16 protein-coding genes and 1 riboswitch are annotated in these 15,839 nt (G+C 58.6%); of the genes, 7 read left to right on the top strand and 9 right to left on the bottom strand.

The annotated features are described in order from the left end of the window. Nucleotides 1-8: 8 nt before the first annotated feature. Nucleotides 9-1,232 (bottom strand): nitrate- and nitrite sensing domain-containing protein, encoded by a 1,224-nt coding sequence (locus tag MXF20_RS07145; RefSeq protein ID WP_325968443.1) that lies wholly within the window; start codon nt 1,230-1,232, stop codon nt 9-11. Nucleotides 1,233-1,523: 291 nt separating this feature from the next. Here MXF20_RS07145 and MXF20_RS07140 point away from each other — a divergent pair, with 291 nt between their 5' ends. The 3 genes from MXF20_RS07140 (at nt 1,524) to MXF20_RS07130 (ending at nt 4,138) form a co-directional block, all read left to right on the top strand. Then, nucleotides 1,524-1,769 (top strand): ParD-like family protein, encoded by a 246-nt coding sequence (locus tag MXF20_RS07140; protein WP_325968442.1) that lies wholly within the window; start codon nt 1,524-1,526, stop codon nt 1,767-1,769. Continuing rightward, nucleotides 1,766-2,551, top strand: coding sequence for a type I methionyl aminopeptidase (map, locus tag MXF20_RS07135; protein ID WP_325968441.1), 786 nt, complete (start codon nt 1,766-1,768; stop codon nt 2,549-2,551). Before MXF20_RS07140 ends, map begins: the two co-directional genes overlap by 4 nt. A gap of 270 nt (nt 2,552-2,821) precedes the next feature. Then, on the top strand, nt 2,822-4,138 hold the full coding sequence (locus MXF20_RS07130) for an MFS transporter (RefSeq protein ID WP_325968504.1): 1,317 nt from the start codon (nt 2,822-2,824) through the stop codon (nt 4,136-4,138). Between the two features lie 3 nt (nt 4,139-4,141). Here the strand turns inward: MXF20_RS07130 and MXF20_RS07125 are convergent, their stop codons facing one another. Beyond that, nucleotides 4,142-5,071: a LysR family transcriptional regulator gene (locus MXF20_RS07125; protein ID WP_325968439.1), complete on the bottom strand. Its 930-nt coding sequence runs from the start codon at nt 5,069-5,071 to the stop codon at nt 4,142-4,144. Nucleotides 5,072-5,209: 138 nt separating this feature from the next. On the opposite strand from MXF20_RS07125, the gene hpxD reads away from it, so the two are divergent. Together hpxD and MXF20_RS07115 are read left to right on the top strand one after the other, a co-directional pair. Then, nucleotides 5,210-6,241, top strand: coding sequence for a molybdenum cofactor-independent xanthine hydroxylase subunit HpxD (gene hpxD, locus MXF20_RS07120; protein ID WP_325968438.1), 1,032 nt, complete (start codon nt 5,210-5,212; stop codon nt 6,239-6,241). A gap of 10 nt (nt 6,242-6,251) precedes the next feature. After that, nucleotides 6,252-7,214, top strand: coding sequence for a PDR/VanB family oxidoreductase (locus MXF20_RS07115; protein ID WP_325968436.1), 963 nt, complete (start codon nt 6,252-6,254; stop codon nt 7,212-7,214). Between the two features lie 18 nt (nt 7,215-7,232). Here the strand turns inward: MXF20_RS07115 and MXF20_RS07110 are convergent, their stop codons facing one another. Continuing rightward, a complete protein-coding gene (locus tag MXF20_RS07110) occupies nt 7,233-7,739 on the bottom strand; it encodes a DUF892 family protein (protein WP_325968434.1) in 507 nt (168 codons plus the stop codon). Between the two features lie 490 nt (nt 7,740-8,229). Between MXF20_RS07110 and MXF20_RS07105 the strand changes: the two genes are divergently transcribed. Together MXF20_RS07105 and MXF20_RS07100 are read left to right on the top strand one after the other, a co-directional pair. Next, nucleotides 8,230-8,394 (top strand): general stress protein, encoded by a 165-nt coding sequence (locus MXF20_RS07105; protein ID WP_010615780.1) that lies wholly within the window; start codon nt 8,230-8,232, stop codon nt 8,392-8,394. A 495-nt stretch (nt 8,395-8,889) separates the two neighbouring features. Beyond that, complete coding sequence (locus MXF20_RS07100; RefSeq protein WP_325968433.1) at nt 8,890-9,222, top strand: four-helix bundle copper-binding protein; 333 nt, start codon at nt 8,890-8,892, stop codon at nt 9,220-9,222. Between the two features lie 51 nt (nt 9,223-9,273). Here MXF20_RS07100 and MXF20_RS07095 read toward each other — a convergent pair whose 3' ends face one another. The 6 genes from MXF20_RS07095 to MXF20_RS07070 all read right to left on the bottom strand — a co-directional run bounded on the left by MXF20_RS07095 (nt 9,274) and on the right by MXF20_RS07070 (nt 15,833). Then, entirely contained in the window at nt 9,274-10,047 is a 774-nt protein-coding gene (locus MXF20_RS07095; protein ID WP_325968432.1) for an SDR family oxidoreductase, read from the bottom strand. Nucleotides 10,048-10,066: 19 nt separating this feature from the next. Further along, nucleotides 10,067-11,515 carry an acyl-CoA reductase gene (locus MXF20_RS07090; protein ID WP_325968431.1) on the bottom strand — a complete coding sequence of 483 codons (1,449 nt, stop codon included), beginning with the start codon at nt 11,513-11,515 and terminating at the stop codon, nt 10,067-10,069. Continuing rightward, nucleotides 11,512-12,594, bottom strand: coding sequence for a long-chain fatty acid--CoA ligase (locus MXF20_RS07085; RefSeq protein ID WP_325968430.1), 1,083 nt, complete (start codon nt 12,592-12,594; stop codon nt 11,512-11,514). Before MXF20_RS07085 ends, MXF20_RS07090 begins: the two co-directional genes overlap by 4 nt. A gap of 94 nt (nt 12,595-12,688) precedes the next feature. Next, a riboswitch (TPP riboswitch) is annotated at nt 12,689-12,818 on the bottom strand. An 83-nt stretch (nt 12,819-12,901) separates the two neighbouring features. Continuing rightward, complete coding sequence (ddpX, locus tag MXF20_RS07080) at nt 12,902-13,477, bottom strand: D-alanyl-D-alanine dipeptidase (RefSeq protein WP_325968429.1); 576 nt, start codon at nt 13,475-13,477, stop codon at nt 12,902-12,904. A gap of 14 nt (nt 13,478-13,491) precedes the next feature. Then, nucleotides 13,492-14,607 (bottom strand): Xaa-Pro peptidase family protein, encoded by a 1,116-nt coding sequence (locus tag MXF20_RS07075; protein WP_325968428.1) that lies wholly within the window; start codon nt 14,605-14,607, stop codon nt 13,492-13,494. Further along, complete coding sequence (locus tag MXF20_RS07070; protein WP_325968426.1) at nt 14,604-15,833, bottom strand: M20 family metallopeptidase; 1,230 nt, start codon at nt 15,831-15,833, stop codon at nt 14,604-14,606. Before MXF20_RS07070 ends, MXF20_RS07075 begins: the two co-directional genes overlap by 4 nt. Between the last annotated feature and the right edge of the window lie 6 nt (nt 15,834-15,839).

Raw genomic sequence — 15,839 nt, 5'->3', positions numbered from 1 at the left:
CTTTAGAGTTAGCGCTTCATTGTGGCTGCCACCGTGACGATCGCCTGGGCGATTTCCGGTAGCCGTTTATTCTGATCCATCGCGCTTTTACGCAGCCTTTGCCAGGCGTGCTCTTCACTCAGCCCATGCTGCTGCATCAGCCAGGTTTTGGCCTGGTCGAGCAGTTTGCGCTCTTCCAGCGTAGCGCGCAGGGTGGCCAGCTCATTGGCCTGATGCTGTAAACGCTGAGACTGCTCGGTGATTAACGACAGCAGTGAACGACCTAGCTGGGGTGCCAGCCCGTCGCTGTTCAGCGCACCGGACTCAGTGGGCAGCCAGTCCACCCCGGAGACATATAAAGTAAAATCGCAGCCCGACTGCGCCACATTCAGGGGTTCAGTCGCCTGATGCTGTGCCAGTGCGATCGCCTCGCGGCAGCGCAACATCAGCGTGGCTGACAGCTGATCCTCCAGCAATTTCATTTGGTCGATGCGCTGTGACAGCAGCGAAAACCAGTGCAGCGCGCCACTGTCGTCCCGCCGACCGTCGGTACAGGCAATGCGTCGTAGTCGTTCAATTTCACGACTGGGCTGCGCCAGCGGCTGCCAGTGGTGTAAAACTGCCTCATCGGCAAACTGCTGGAAGGTCAAAAAACTTTGTTCCTGTGCTTCAATTAAGGACACCATGGCGCTGCGCTGCTCCGCGCTGAATTGTCCGGCAGCAAAGCCGGCCGCTCCCAGGGCGCGTTCCTGTCCCGTCAGCTCTTTGCCCTGCATAAAGCTGAACAGCGCAATGAGCGCGCGGGTAATGTCAGGATGGCTGGCGGTATCGGCGGCCTCGAAGACCAGATTCAGTAAACTCCGGATAATGGTACTGAACGCCGCAACGGCCTGCGCGTGCGCAATTTGCTGTTGCGTAATCTGCTGGCGCAACGCCGGTAATCCGGCCAGGGCCTGCAGCGCGGCGGCGATCAGGTTACAGAACCGGCTGTATCCCGGCTGGGCTTCAACCCTGGGTAAGGCCTGGCAAAAATCCCGTTGGCAGCGCGTCACATCCTGCTCACTGGCGAGCCGTTGCTCGCTGTATAGCCTGCCTTCAGAACATAACCATAGATTGCTCGCCCCCCGCTCGCGCTGAAGCTGATGCACCAGCTCGCTGACGGTGGTAATGAGTTTGCCGGTCTGGCGAAGGCGTTGCAGGCTGGCAATATCGCTTTGCCTTGAGGCCTGTAACCAACTCAGTGCGTCATCCATTGCTTCCCCACTCTTTGAGGCGAAAAAGTGAGTCAAGCAAAAGCCGTGCCGTTTTCGTATCACAGCTTTTCTCTTCAGGTGAATCGCCACGGCTGCCCGGTTATAAATATCTTTCTATGATCAAAAAGTATTTCGATCGGCGTGAAGACGAGAACGTATTGGTCTAAACAATGTTTTTGATTTTCGTACAAATTTCGCAAATTTACGCACCGGTGAAAATCTGACCTTGCAAATCATGCCGTTATGGATATGCTATATACATAGCATATACGTTTCATATAAAGGCCAGCCATGGGTATCGTCAAAATATCGGATTTAATGCATGAGAACCTGCGCATCGCCAGCACGGCGCTCAGTCGTTCGATCAACGCGCAGGCGGAGCACTGGATGAAAATCGGCATGCTGGCTGAAATTTATCCGCAGCTGGATCATCAGGCACTGACGCGCTTACTGATGCGCGTCGAACGTGATGGCGGCGCTGAGCTGGTGCAGCTGCTTGACCAACCCGCCTTTATTCCGCAGGGAATCGCGCAATGAGTATTAAACTGCATACCGCTGAAGAGATTGAACGGGCGCGCGCCGCCGGGCACGCCGCCGCTAAAGTGCTGGAAATGATTACGCCCTGGGTAATACCCGGCGTCACCACCGATGAGCTGGATCGTGGCTGTCATGACTATATCGTCAATGAGCTGAAGGTCATCCCGGCTAACATTGGCTATCAGGGCTATACGCGAACCGTCTGCACCTCGGTCAATCACGTGGTGTGCCACGGTATTCCGGGCGAGAAAAAGCTTAAGGACGGCGATATCGTTAACATCGATGTGGCGGTCATCAAAGACGGCTGGTACGGCGACACCAGCCGCATGTATTTCGTTGGTCAGCCGTCGGTGCGCGCTAAGCGTCTGGTCGAGGTGACGTACGAATCGATGGTGGCGGGCATTCGGGTGGTGAAACCCGGTGCGACGCTGGGCGATATCGGTGCGGCTATTCAGCAGGTCGCCGAAAAAGCCGGTTTTTCCGTGGTGCGCGAATATTGCGGACACGGCGTCGGCGAGATCTATCACGGCGATCCGCAAATCCTGCATTACGGCACGCCGGGCCAGGGGCTGGCGCTGCAGGCCGGCATGATTTTTACCATCGAACCGATGATCAATGCCGGTAAAGCAGGCACCAGCGTGCTGTCCGATGGCTGGACGGTAGTAACCAAAGATCGCTCCCTGTCCGCGCAGTGGGAGCACACTGTCGCGGTTACCGAGAGTGGCTTCGACCTGCTTACGCCATGGCCGGATGGCACCGGCGACTACGCCGCCATCGCTTAACCCCACCAATCGTCCAATCTGTGATCTCTATTGTAGTACAATCAAAATAGGTTGTACTACACTGCTAACTCATGACGAGTTATATCGCTCATGTGCACTATCACTATCGGCATAGTTAATGCTGCCGCGTGGCCGAAATAAAATGATTTTTATCTTCGGCTGCACTTCTTTTATTGCTTAGCAAGCGAAACAGATCATTCATCACATCGCTGCCTTTGCGCCCATCTGCCGGCGCGGAGTGGCGTGATGCTGCATGACGAGGTGGATATGATGAGTATCGATATTTCTGGTTCTACGTTGAGTCAATTAAATAAGCGCATCATCCCGTTTATTGTGATCTGTTATTTTGTCGCCAATCTGGATAAAACCAATATTTCCATCGCTGCGCTACAGATGAACGCCGATCTCGGGCTCACCACCAGCATGTACGGCCTCGGGGTCGGCATGTTTTATATTTCCTATATCCTGTTCGAAATTCCCAGTAATGTCATCATGACCAAAGTCGGTGCGCGACGCTGGATAGCCCGCATTATGATCACCTGGGGCATTGTCAGTACCGGCATGGCGCTGGTACACAGCGCCAATCAGTTGTATGTGATGCGTTTCTTACTCGGCATGGCTGAAGCCGGTTTCGCCCCGGGCATCATCTATTATATTTCCTGCTGGTTCCCGAAAAGTAATCGCGCTCGCGCAATGTCCTTCTTTTATATGGGTTCGGTCGGTGCGTCGATCATTGGTCTGCCCATTTCCGGTGCCATTCTGAATATGCATGGCATTGCGGATATCGCAGGCTGGCGCTGGCTTTTCGCGCTGGAAGGCATACCGGCAGTGGTGCTCGGCTGTCTGGTGCTGTCGCGCTTACCGGATAAGCCCGACGATGCGGTCTGGTTAACTGCACCGCAAAAGACCTGGCTGCGCCAGCGCCTTGAACAGGATAATCTGGGCGTCACCCTGAATAAAAATCACTCGTGGCTGCAGGCTTTAAAAGATCGCACCGTTTTACTGCTCAGTCTGGTGTGGTTTTTACAGGCCTTCGGCTCGATCGGAATTACGCTGTTCATGCCGTTGATTATTAAAAGCATGGCCGCTGAGCAGAGTAATTTTATTATCAGCCTGTTATCCGCCCTGCCCTTTGTTTTGGCCTGCCTGTTTATGTATTTAAACGGACGCCATTCCGATCGCAGCGGCGAACGCGCCTGGCATATGGGGCTGCCATTAATTTTATCCGGCCTCGCATTAACCGGCGCAATTTATTCGGGCAGCCTGCTGCTTGCCTATATTCTGCTGGTCTTCACCGTCGGGCTTAACTTTGCGCTGACGCCGATATTCTGGGCGGTCACCACAGAAAAACTGGCTGGCGTGGCCGCTGCCGCCTCGATCGCCTTTATTAATACGGTGGCTAACTTTGTCGGACTGGGTTTACCGCCGCTGCTGGGCAAAATGAAAGATATGACGCAAAGCTATCATTCTGGTTTATTGATTGTGGCGATAGCGCTAATTGCCGGCGGAATTCTCGGCATTATTATCGCCCGCCCTTCAGCCGGTGCCGCGCAACCCCGCGCGCCACATGCTGAGACCGGGCAGTAAGCGTTACTGCGGCCCGCCAGCGGGCCTGACGCTGGTCATCGCTTCGATCACCTCCGTCATGCGCTGAATCACCATCTGCGCCGCCCGCGACAGCTGGCGCGACGGCGCGGTACACAGCGCCAGCGTCAGCGGTCGCATCACGCTGTGTTTAAGCGGCACAAAACAGAGTTGCTGATCCTGCACCTCAGTCATCACATCCAGCAGGCTCAGCACGCTGATGCCGGTGCCCTGCGCAATCAGGCTGCGGATCAGGCGAATATCGTTACAGGCAATGATGTTTTCCGGCGCCAGGCCCTGCCTGCGGTACAGCGCATCGACACGTTCGTGCACCACCAGCGCGGCGCCAGGCACAATGTGTCGCTCATGGCTGAGTTCGCTGAGCGACAGCACCGGCCTCGTGCTAAGCGGATGATCAGCAGCCATCACCACGCCCATCTCCAGTTCAGCAAACGCCAGCACTTCCAGTCCGCTTTGTCCGGCGGGATCGAGAATCAGGCCAAAATCGATTTCCGACTGGCGAATCATTTGGCTGATGCGGTGGCTGTTGTCCACCGTCAGCTCCAGCCGCAGCCACTGATGCTGACGCGCAATATCGGCGATGGCGTCCGCCACGCTGCCTTTGGTCAGCGACTGCACCAGCCCGGCCGTGACGTTACCGCGTTTCAGCCCCTGAATATCATCGAAACGCTGGCGCGTGACGCGAAACTCACGCTGCCAGCGCATCACATCGTCGTACAGCAGTTCCCCGGCGGTGGTCATGCGCAGCCCTTCCGGCAAGCGCTCAAACAGCGGTGTGCCAAAACTCTCTTCCGCCTGCAGAATCTGGCGGTTGATGGCGGAAGCCGAGACATGCAACTGCTCAGCAGCTTTACGCAAACTGCCGCTGCGCGCCACTTCGGCAAAGTAAACGGCAAAGCGGGAAAACGGGCTCATGTTTCACCTGTACGATTTTTTTCAACACTTAGCTGCATTCTTGCTGATGGATTTGCACAGGCAAGCATATTAACAATGTCCTGACAAAAATGAAGACTTCTCTTTCAGCATCGTGTGAGCACCTGACAGGACAACAGCATGAACAACATTACGCCTCCCGCACACTGCACCTTTGAACCTGATGACTGGCTGCGTCTGGCGCGACAGTGGCACCCGGTGGCCCGCTCCTGCGATATCGCGGGCGCGCCGACCAAAGCGGTGCTGCTGGACGAACAACTGGTGCTGTACCGTCTGCATGGCCAGGTGGTGGCAGCACGCGACGTCTGCCCGCATCGTGGCGTGCCGCTGACGCTGGGTTTTCATGATGAAGAGGGGATCGTCTGCCCTTATCACGGCTTGCGTTTTGGTGCCGATGGCCGCTGCAACCGCATTCCGTCCAGCCCCGGTCAGCCGATTCCGGCCAAACTCAACCTGATCAGTTATGCAGTTGAAGAGCGCTTTGGCCTGATTTGGGTATGTCTGGCACCGGATGCCGACCAGCCTGCGCCGCTGCCCACCATGCCGCACTGGGATGATGCCGGTTTTCAACAGATCAACTGTCCCGGCTTCGACGTCAACGGCTTTGCCGGCCGTCAGGTGGAAGGCTTTCTGGATGTGGCGCACTTCGCCTGGGTGCACACCGAAACCTTCGCCGATCCCAACAATCAGGTGGTGCCTGCTTACAACCCGGTCGAGACCGAGACCGGTTTTGCCGTGGACTACTGGAGCTCAGTGAGTAACTTTGCCGCTGACAGTCCGCAGCAGGCACCTGAAGGTTTCAGCTGGCTGCGTCATTTCGAAATGCATCTGCCGTTTACCGCCACGCTGACCATTCATTTCCCCGGCGAATCGCGCCTGGTGATCATGAATGCTGCATCACCGGTGTCGGCGCGCAAAACGCGTATGTTTGCTCCTATCGCGCGTAACTTTGACCTGCACATCCCGGTTGAAGAGGTGCACGCCTTCAATCAGCGCGTGTTTGAGGAAGATCGCCTGATGGTGGAAACCCAGCAGCCGGAGCGTTTGCCGCTCGATCTGGCACTGGAAGCGCATATCCCGGCCGATCGCAGCTCGATCGCCTACCGCCGCGGCCTGAAGCGCATGGGCTTTGGCGAATTTTTCCTGGTGTAAGGAGGCAACGATGAGTGATCGGCTAAAAGTCGTGGTGGATGCCCTCTCGCGTCAGGGACGGCACAATCTCAGCGTGACGCTGGTGGCGGAGAATGGACAGCCTTTGCCGGACTGGCAACCCGGTGCGCATATTGATGTGCACCTGCGTGATGGCCTGATACGCCAGTACTCGCTGACCGGACGCTGTGACGACACGCGCGGCTACCAGATTTGTATTGCGCGCGACAGCCAGTCACGCGGTGGATCGCGCTACGTGCATGACACGTTGCGTCCGGGTCAGATCGTCACCATTTCGCCGCCGCGCAACCTGTTCCCGTTGCAGCCAGCCGGAAAAGTGATTTTGCTGGCGGCCGGGATTGGCATAACGCCGCTGTACGCCATGGCGCTGGCGCTGGAGGCCGCTGCCGTGCCTTTTGTGCTGCATTACTTTGTTCGTCAGCGCGGCGATGAAGCCTTTGCCGCCGAACTGGCGCAGCGCTTTCAGCACGGATTTTGTGAAGTGTGGTACAGCAGTGAAGGTCGCAGCGCGCGTGATTATCGCCCGGCGGAACTGCTCGACGCTGCTGCGGACACGCATTTGTACCTGTGTGGGCCGGAAGGGTTTATGACGCACATGCAGCAGCAGGCGCTGGCGTGCGGCTGGGACAGCGCTAACATTCATGCAGAAGCCTTTAAACCCTCAGCCCGCGCGGCAGCGGCTGAAGAAGGCTTCACCGTGACGCTGGCGCGCAGCGGCCAGCAGTGCATCATTCCGCCGGACAAAACCATTGCCACGGTGCTGCTGGAACAGGGTGTTGCCGTGTCACTCTCCTGCGAAATGGGCATGTGCGGTGCCTGTCTGACACGGGTGACCGCCGGAGAGGTCGATCACCGCGATACCGTGCAGTCCGACAGCGAAAAATGCGCCCCGGAACAGTTCATTGCCTTGTGCTGCTCACGCAGTAAATCAGCGGAACTGGTGATCGATCTCTAGGGCGCCGGCTGTCAGTGTTTAATCGGTGTCGCTGAACGTGGCCTCGGTGCGCAGCGCAATCGCTTCACCCGCCGTCTGCGGCAGCAGTTGCAGCAGCCAGCTGGCCATCTGGCTTTCCTGCTGCAGGATGCGCCGCACGGTTCTGACGTCTTCCCCCTCTTCTGCCTGCTCTGCGGCCACCAGCAGCGTCGAGTAGGTCGCCAGCTTATAGTTACAGAATACGAAACTGCTGGTGGCAATGCGGACGCCCTCTTCGTTTTGCAGCATATCGCTGGCCGCCTGACCGACCGCTGACATCCGGCCTAACGACTCCTTCAGCACTGACCAGCTGCTGTCATACTGGCGCAGCAGCGTTTTCACCTGCTGCTGCTGGTCACGGCTCTGCTCAAGATACTGCTCAATACGCGCCTGCAAGGCGGGATGATCCGCCAGACGTGATGCAGCCGCCTTCAGCAGGCTCTCCGCATGTTTCTCCATAGCATGCGCATCGCGCAGCCAGTCCAGATACACAGATTCCTTCGTCATGGTTTGCTCCAAAGTGAATGACACGGGCGATCTACCTCAACGGCGTCAGAGACGGATCCCTGATCGGGCAGCACGCTTTGACCTCATCGCTTTCAGGCTGGTTATCTGAAAAATAAGCGAAGCGCTAATTAAGTCCGGGCGAACAACTTAATTAAACGTAGCAAGCAAGCCGGGCTGTGCAAGAAAGGTTTTTAAGAAATGCGACAGCGGTTAATTGTCACAACGTCATCGATTCACATTAGCGCCGCTAAAAGAACGCTTCCCTTTATGAAAGTAAAATGTTAACAATTCCCCCCCAGATGATTTGCCGGAATAAATCAGCTGAAATTGACTCATCGTTAAACAACCAACGTGCTGTAAATTATAAGTTAAGATTATTCCTGGCTTGATTATGGTAAAAACATCGCTACATTTATTTTTGCTTCATGCGGGTATGAACAGAGAGGAAAAAATGAAGGATCCAAAGAAGAAACCTGAAGAGGAAGAAAAAGTGACGCAACGTCGTGGGGGTTCAGGCAACTTCGCCGCCGATAAGGAGCGCGCTGCTGAAGCAGGCCGCAAAGGCGGTCAGGTCAGTGGTGGTAACTTCAAAAATGACCCACAGCGCGCCATTGAAGCCGGCAGGAAGGGAGGAAAGATCAGTCGTCGTAAATAATCACTCCCCATCTTTGTATTGATTTAACCTCGAAAACTTTTTGCACTGCGCTCTCCTGACATCGCGTTTACGCTTCGCTTAAACGCACGTCTAACCTTGTCAGGAGAGTAATTTTCCCATCCGAAAACAATTAATCGATCAAATCTTCAGCGATCCTGCGTTATTTACCGCTTCGCTTATCAGACGACCGCTTTTCAGTTTATTTATCCCGAAATTAAACTATTGATTATTTAACTATCAGCTTCAGATACCCTATATTTGTACAAGCCACGCAGAGTTGTACACTTTTATTTAAACAGCATTAATTACCCGAGCTGATATATATACACAAGCTTACAATTGGCTAACTCCGCAATATTTAAGGAATTATTGCATACGCAATGCACCTTACATGGATTAATCACCCGCTATCCGCTTGATATCACCACGCTTTTAGCTAAATTCTCCATTCACGCTCACAATTGCGTCGTTATTACCGGACGCTAAGGGAAACGCATGAACGCTGACCTCAATGACTGTATTGCTCTGTGCTATCGCTGCGCGACCGCCTGCGACCAATGTGCGGCCGCCTGTCTGATGGATGCTGATGCCAGTGAGATGAGTCCCTGCATTACGCTCAATCAGCAGTGTGCGGCGCTGTGTCGCGTGACCGCGCAGCTGCTGGCCTCGCACAGTGAACTGAGCGAGCAACTCTGTACCATTACGTCGATGGCCTGTCAGCTGGCCGGCTGGGAGTGCCAGAAACACCAGCATCCGCACTGTCAGACCTGTGCGGAGATCTGCCTGCAATGTGCGGACAGGTGCATGTCGGTGGGCATGGCGGAATAGCGGCCAGGCGGGATCTGGCGAGTGCGCCAGCCCGGCGGCGGGCAATGGTGCTTACGGGGTGTGCATCACCAGCCCGCCATCGACATACAGCGTCTGGCCGGTGACAAATTCGCTCCACGCTGACGCCAGAAACAGCACCGGTCCGGCGATGTCGGCGGCGCGTGCCAGTCTCCCGAGCGGCGTTTGTGCCGTCAGCGCCTCGCGCACCGCTTCCGGCGTAGACTGGCTGGCGTCGGTGGGATACACCAGCCCCGGCGCTACGCAGTTCACCCGAATGCCCAGCGCCCCCAGTTCGGCCGCCAGCGTGCGGCTGAAGCCCGTCAGTGCCGCCTTTGCCGTGATGTAATCGTGATAAGCCACCGCCGGTCGGGCGATCAAATCGCTTACCAGATTGATGATACTGCCGCGCGCGCGGCGGCGCATCAGCGGCAAGGCCGCCTGACACACGTTGTAGCAGGCGTTCACTGCACCATCAAACTGTGTCTGGTATGCGGACCACGAGGTTTCCCAGAAACGCTGGCGCTGGTCCGGGTCGAAGCGATAAGGTGCGAAGGCATTGTTCACCACCACATCCAGTCGCCCGGTGGCGGCGTCGATCTGCTCCATCATCCCGGCAACCTGTGCGGCGCAGGTCACATCGGCGGCAATCGCCAGTGCGCCCCCGCCCTGTGCTTCACAAGCCGCGACGACCTGCGCAGCAGCAGCGTGATTACGTAAATAGTTGACCACCACAAACGCGCCTTCGGCGGCAAACGCCTCCGCAATGGCAGCGCCAATCCCGCGGCTGGCACCGGTTACCAGTATCGTTTGATTGCTGAATTTCATCTCATTTCTCCACTTACGGTCAGTCAACATACGGTGCGAACTGTTCAGCCGCCGTTTCCGCCGCCTGCTCAATTTCGCACAGGGTGACCAGATCGAGCAGGCTAAAGCGGCCATCGTGATGCCAGCCCGCCTCCGGTGAGCTCATGTTGCCCAGCGCCGTGACGCGCGTGACGCCCGCCGCACCGAGCTGCGCCGCCAGCCGAAACAGTGCCTGCGGCGCAGCCGCGAGGCCGACGCTTTGCAGATACGCGCGCTGCGCGGCTACCTGTTCAATCGTCTGCTCCAGCGCATCCACCGCCATCACCTTCAGCGTGCGCCCGAGCGCGCCCGGTTGTAACGGCTCCGGCTTATCGACACACACCACCGCCCAGGCATCGCTCGCATCGCCGTACAGCGTGCGATCGCCACTCAGCGCCTGAATTTCTTCCGCGTTGCGCCATGCGGCCACTGCCTGGCTTTCGCTTAGCGTCAGGGTCGCGCGCGGATAGCGCTGAGCCAGCGCGGCAAGTTCATGAGCGAGGTAAGCGGCAAACTCCTGTGGCGTCACTCTGCCGCCGCGCTCAATAAACAGCGCCTGTGGTGAGTAACAGCCGGCCTGGTCGTAGCGCATCACATCGTAAGCCACCTGGCGCGCCAGGGCCGCGCCGCGTCGCACGTCCAGCGCCGAGCGCGCCACCATGCCAAAGCTGATTTTATGGCCGTGCGGCAGAAAGCGCGTACCCGGCGGTAAGCGCTGCTGCATCGCCGCCAGCGCGGTGTCTCCGCCATAAGCCATCACCACGTCTGCCTCGCGGAACCACTGCTGCTCAGTGCCTTCATCACCGCCCTGCCACCATACAACGGCTAAACAGTCGCCCAGCTGTGGATCGATTTCGGCCAGCAGCTGGGCGAACCAGCCCGCCATCAGCGGCTCAGCGCTCGCCACTTTGCCCACGCTTCCCGCCTTCACCAGCAGACCGGCAATCAGGCTCCACAGCGGCAAACCCGGCACATTACCGGCCCAGACCTGCAGCAATAGCTGCGGACCAAATGCGCGGGCAAAGCCGCCTTTTGGCCGCGGCTGAAAATCATCCAGCATCTGCGCGTTGCCGAAATCCTCCGCCAGAAAGCGCTTCAGCTGTGGCTCGCGGAAGGTTTTGAGATAGCCGGTTAAACCGAGCCGCAGCATGTCGGCATCATAGCCGGTAACCAGCGGCAGCAGCTGTTCCGCCTGCTGGCGCAACGGGTGCGAGCGGTCAAGCAGGCGTGCGATGGCTTCATCAATCAACGCGGTGATGCGCGTCACGCTCAGGCTGTGCAGGTAACGGCGCGCGTTATCGCGCACGCTGGCCGCCAGCGAGGCGATCTGCGCCTCTGACAGCACCGGCACGCACACTTCCAGCGCGTTGCCCTGCTGGCCAAAGTGCAGGCTGTGCCACGCCACGTCGCGGCTGTTAATGCCCGGCAGATGGCCGGCATACACTTTCATGCCTGCGCCTGTGCGGCAGCGAGAAACGATTCCATTGCCAGCGAGCAGCCTCTGGCATCCGCGCCCGCGACGCGGCCCAGCAGCTGAAACCCGCCGGGCACCATCACGCCGGCATCTTCGGTGAGAATGGCGGAAACAGAATTAAAATGGGCGAGGTCGTGGTGCACCAGCACGCCGGTCTTTCCTGGCGGCACGTCTTCGCCGGTCAGCGGATTGACCACGCGCGTGCGGATCCAGTGCGGTCCGGATTTCACCGGCGGGCAGATTTCATTGCCGGCATCGTAAAACTGCGTACTGAGTTCAGTCATGCCGTACATATTGATGCAGTGTGAACGCGGCACGCCGAGCGTCTGCTGCAGCGCGCTATAAAACGCTTCCGCCGCCACTTCACGCGACTGGCCCTTAAAACCCCCGGTGTCGAGGATGCGGCTGCCTGGCGGCAGCACGAAACGTCGCTGCTGACGTGCCAGTTCGTCCAGCAGATGGACAAAACTGTAGCTGGCGCCCAGCAGGGCATAAGGCTGGCCGCTGGCCTGCGCCTGCTCCAGCGCGGCGATCAGACGCGGCAGTTTCAGCCCCTGCGCATCCACCATCACTTCGCTGTCTGGCGTGCCGCATTCGTGCATCGCCAGCGTCAGATAGTGGGCCAGCGAAGAGTTGGGCAGCGCGCTGCTGGGCGGAAACAGAATTGCCATCGGCAGGCGCGAATGTCCGGCCATAAAACGCTGGCGGAAGTTGATCAGCATCGAGCGATCATAAACCGCCAGCGTCGGGTGATAGCTGCGCCCCCGGCCGGTACCCGTGGTGCCGCTGGTCATAAAGATGTGGGGAATATCCGCCACCGGACGGCAGCTCAGGGTCAGATCTTTAAACGCGGTGATCGGCACCGCCGGAATCTGCCGCCACTGTTTGACCGTCAGCGGCGTGCGGCCGCGCTGGCGGGCGAAACGGGCGTAAGGGAGATTGTGTTCGAATTGCCACGCGAACAGCTGCAGCGCCAGCTGGTTGAAATCCGCTTCCGTGGTTTCTTCGCGCTGCATAAACGCCAGCAGCGCGGCAATGATTGACGCTTCGGTCATGAAAGTGCCCTCTTTGGACTGCGGCATAAGGCCTGGCAAGGCCTGAGTTACGCGCAGGATTCGCAGAAAGGCGCAAAGAGGGAATGAGGGCGTGCAGTGACCCCGGTTCCACATCCCTACGCCGGTATTAGCCGGATCAGGTTCAGAGGGTCACTACGTTGCCGGCCGTCACAGCCGCGCGGGTAGAATCTCAGCCCTCTAACAGGGCACCCCTTGGAACAAGCTGCATTCTGGGTCGGGACGGAGGGCGTGTCAAGGTAACGAGGCGGAGAAACAGACGCTTCATCACTGGCTGAGAATCTCTGTTTTAACGCGCAGCGCAACCGGGACGGCTGACGCAGGCAAAGCGATCGCCGAGCAGCGGATAGTTGTGCGCATCCGGCAGTTCAAAGTGCCACCATTCGGTGGGCATTCCGACAAAACCGCCGCCGAGCATGATCGCGTTCAGTAACAGGCGATGGCGCTGCGCCTGCTGCGGCACGTCAGGATGGAACGGGTGCGATTCAGCAGACATGTCGTCAAACCCGGTGCCCATGTTGAGGATGTTGCCCGCCTCATCCACCAGCGTCACATCGATCGCCACGCCGCGGCTGTGATTCGAGCCCCGCGCCGGTGGCACCACATAATCCGCGTCCGGACAGGCATCCCATAAGTGCCACTGCGCCTGCTGCGGACGATACGCGTCCAGCACCAGCAGGCGAAATCCCGCCAGCCGGGCGATGTCGCTGCTGCGGCGCAGCGCGGCGGCAGCATCCGGATGCAGCAGCGCCTGCGCGTCGCGATAAATCGCGTAGCCGGCGATGTTATCGGCGGTGGCATATTTCAGATCAAACATCAGGCCCGGCAAGGTGGCGGCCAAATCGATTAATTCAACGTCCTGCACTGTGCATCATCCCGTTACGTGGTTGCCGGCAGCATAAAGGGCTGGCGCGGCAGCGTGGTGAGTCGCTCTGCGCCCTGTGCCGTGACGCGCACGGTTTCACTGAAGGCGAGGCCCTGCGCTGAAATATACATGTGAAACACCATGTTTTCCTCCAGTAACCACTGCGCCTGCGGATGGAAACAGCAGCTGAAATCGCTCGGGCGCGGGGTGCGCGTATACAGACCCAGCGCATAACCGGTGATGTTACTGTAATCGTCACGCAGCCCGGCGCTGAGCACCGCCTCGCGCGCGACAGCATCCACCGTGCAGGCCGCTACGCCCGGCTTCATCGCCTGTAGCTGGCGATCCTGCATGGCGATCAGCTGTTGTGCCAGTGCCGCGCGCGCCGCAGACATTTCGCCGACGATAAGCGGACGCATCAGCCGCGCGCTGTAGTGTCGCACTTTGGGGATCAGCTCAACGTGCAGCACATCGCCCGCTTGCAGACGTTGCTCATGACCGCTGGCATGCAGAAAACCGCTGTCGCCGCTGGCAATGACAATCGGCCCGGTCTCGCCGCTGTCAGCACCGAGCTGCAGAAACTGGGCCGCCGCCAGCGCGGCGACATCACGCACGCGCCAGCCGCTCTGCACCTGTTCGGCCAGCCGGGACAGCGTGGCATCGGCAATATGGGCGGCGTGGCGTAAGCTGGCGATTTCAGCCTGAAATTTGACGCTGCGCAACCGGTCGCTCAGGCCGCTGACATCACACCAGCGCACCTCAGGCAGATGGCGCGACAGCTGCTGCCAGCTGTGCATCGTCATGCCGTAAGACGCATAATCCGCGCCCAGTCGCGCCCGCTGATAGCCGCGCCGCGTCAGGCTTTGTGCCACCGCATGCCACGGATCGTCCTCATCACGGTAACCTTCAATCGCCAGCTGCGGTGACTGCGCGCGGCACGGCGCGGCATCCAGCTGACGCAGCACCATCCAGGGTTCGTCCTGTAGCGGCACCAGACAGGCGCGATAAAGCGTTTCCGACACGGTATAACCGGTCAGCCATGCCAGCAGTTCACCGTGATCGATCAGCATCACCTCGATGTCGGCGGCGCGCATGGCGCTGCGTAACCGTGACAGCGCCTCGGCGATCATGGTGCCGGTTCAACCGGCTGGCAGATGTCGAGAATCGCCAGCAAATAGATGCGCACCATATCGAGAAACTCACTGATCTCAACGCGTTCGTCCGGCATGGTGTTGTACTTACCGCCCGGCCCGCACACGATGCCTTCCATGCCCGCATGCTGATACAGGTGCGCCGCATCGGTACCGTAGAAGGCGGGCGGCGTAATCACTCCGGTCGGCTGCGGCGTGCCGCGCACGGTCTGCCAGCCGCGATTGACCGCTTTAACGATTGGCGATTCCGGCGACACTTCAAACGGCAGCATGGTGGGTTTATCGCGCAGGCCATCATCGAACAGCTGCGCTTTCAGGCCCGGATAGCGCTGGCACAGAGCATCCAGCAGGGCCTGCAGGTCGGCCAGCACGCCGTCCACCGTTTGCCCCGGCGCAAAGCGGGCGGAGCCTTTCAGGCGGACAAAATCCGCGACCTGCGGCGGTCGCCACTCCTGCAAATCACGCCCCAGCGCACCGTGCACGGTGCCAATGTGGCCACGGTTAATTTTGCGGTGTTCTGCACTTTTCGCACCGCTAAAGGTGATGTTATTGATCTGCGGAATCAGCTCGACCGCCGCCGCAATCGCGTCAACCGCCTCTTCACGCTTTGACAGATGGCGCGTATCGCCGGTCAGTTCAATGGTGAACATCAGCGAGCCGGCATGCATGGTCAGCGCCTGTAAATCCGTGGGTTCGGCATTGATGAAATAGTCGGCGCGCACGCCCTGCTCAATCGCCGCCAGCGTGCCGATGCCGCCCTGCAGTTCGCCGACCACATACGTCAGGATCACGTCACCTTTTAGCTTCACGCCGGCATCAATCAACGTCTTCAGGGCGCAGAAATAGGCGGCATCGCCCGCTTTCATGTTTGAAACGCCGATACCGTAAATAAACTGCTCATCAATTTTTCCCGCCCAGGGATCGACCGTCCAGCCTTCGGTGACCGGGTTGGTGTCGAGATGACCGTTGAACAGCAGACTGTGGCCGCCTCCGCTGCCGGCGAGCCGGCCGATGGCGTTCAGCCGATCGCCAGCCACCGGCTGCAGTTCAGTCTCCAGCCCCAGCTGTGCCATCTGTTGTGCCATATAGCGGGCTAATTCGCGTTCGCCTTCGGTGGCACTGTAACTTTTGTGCTGCACCATTTTTGCCAGGAAAGCGAGGCAGTATTCACGATCGATGTGATGGATTAACTCTTCAGGGTTCATGCGCGT

It is taken from the genome of Pantoea dispersa, assembly GCF_035783935.1.
Classification (GTDB): domain Bacteria; phylum Pseudomonadota; class Gammaproteobacteria; order Enterobacterales; family Enterobacteriaceae; genus Pantoea; species Pantoea dispersa_C.
The sequence above is the reverse complement of the archived record's forward strand: the minus strand, read 5'-3'. Positions and strand labels throughout refer to the sequence as shown.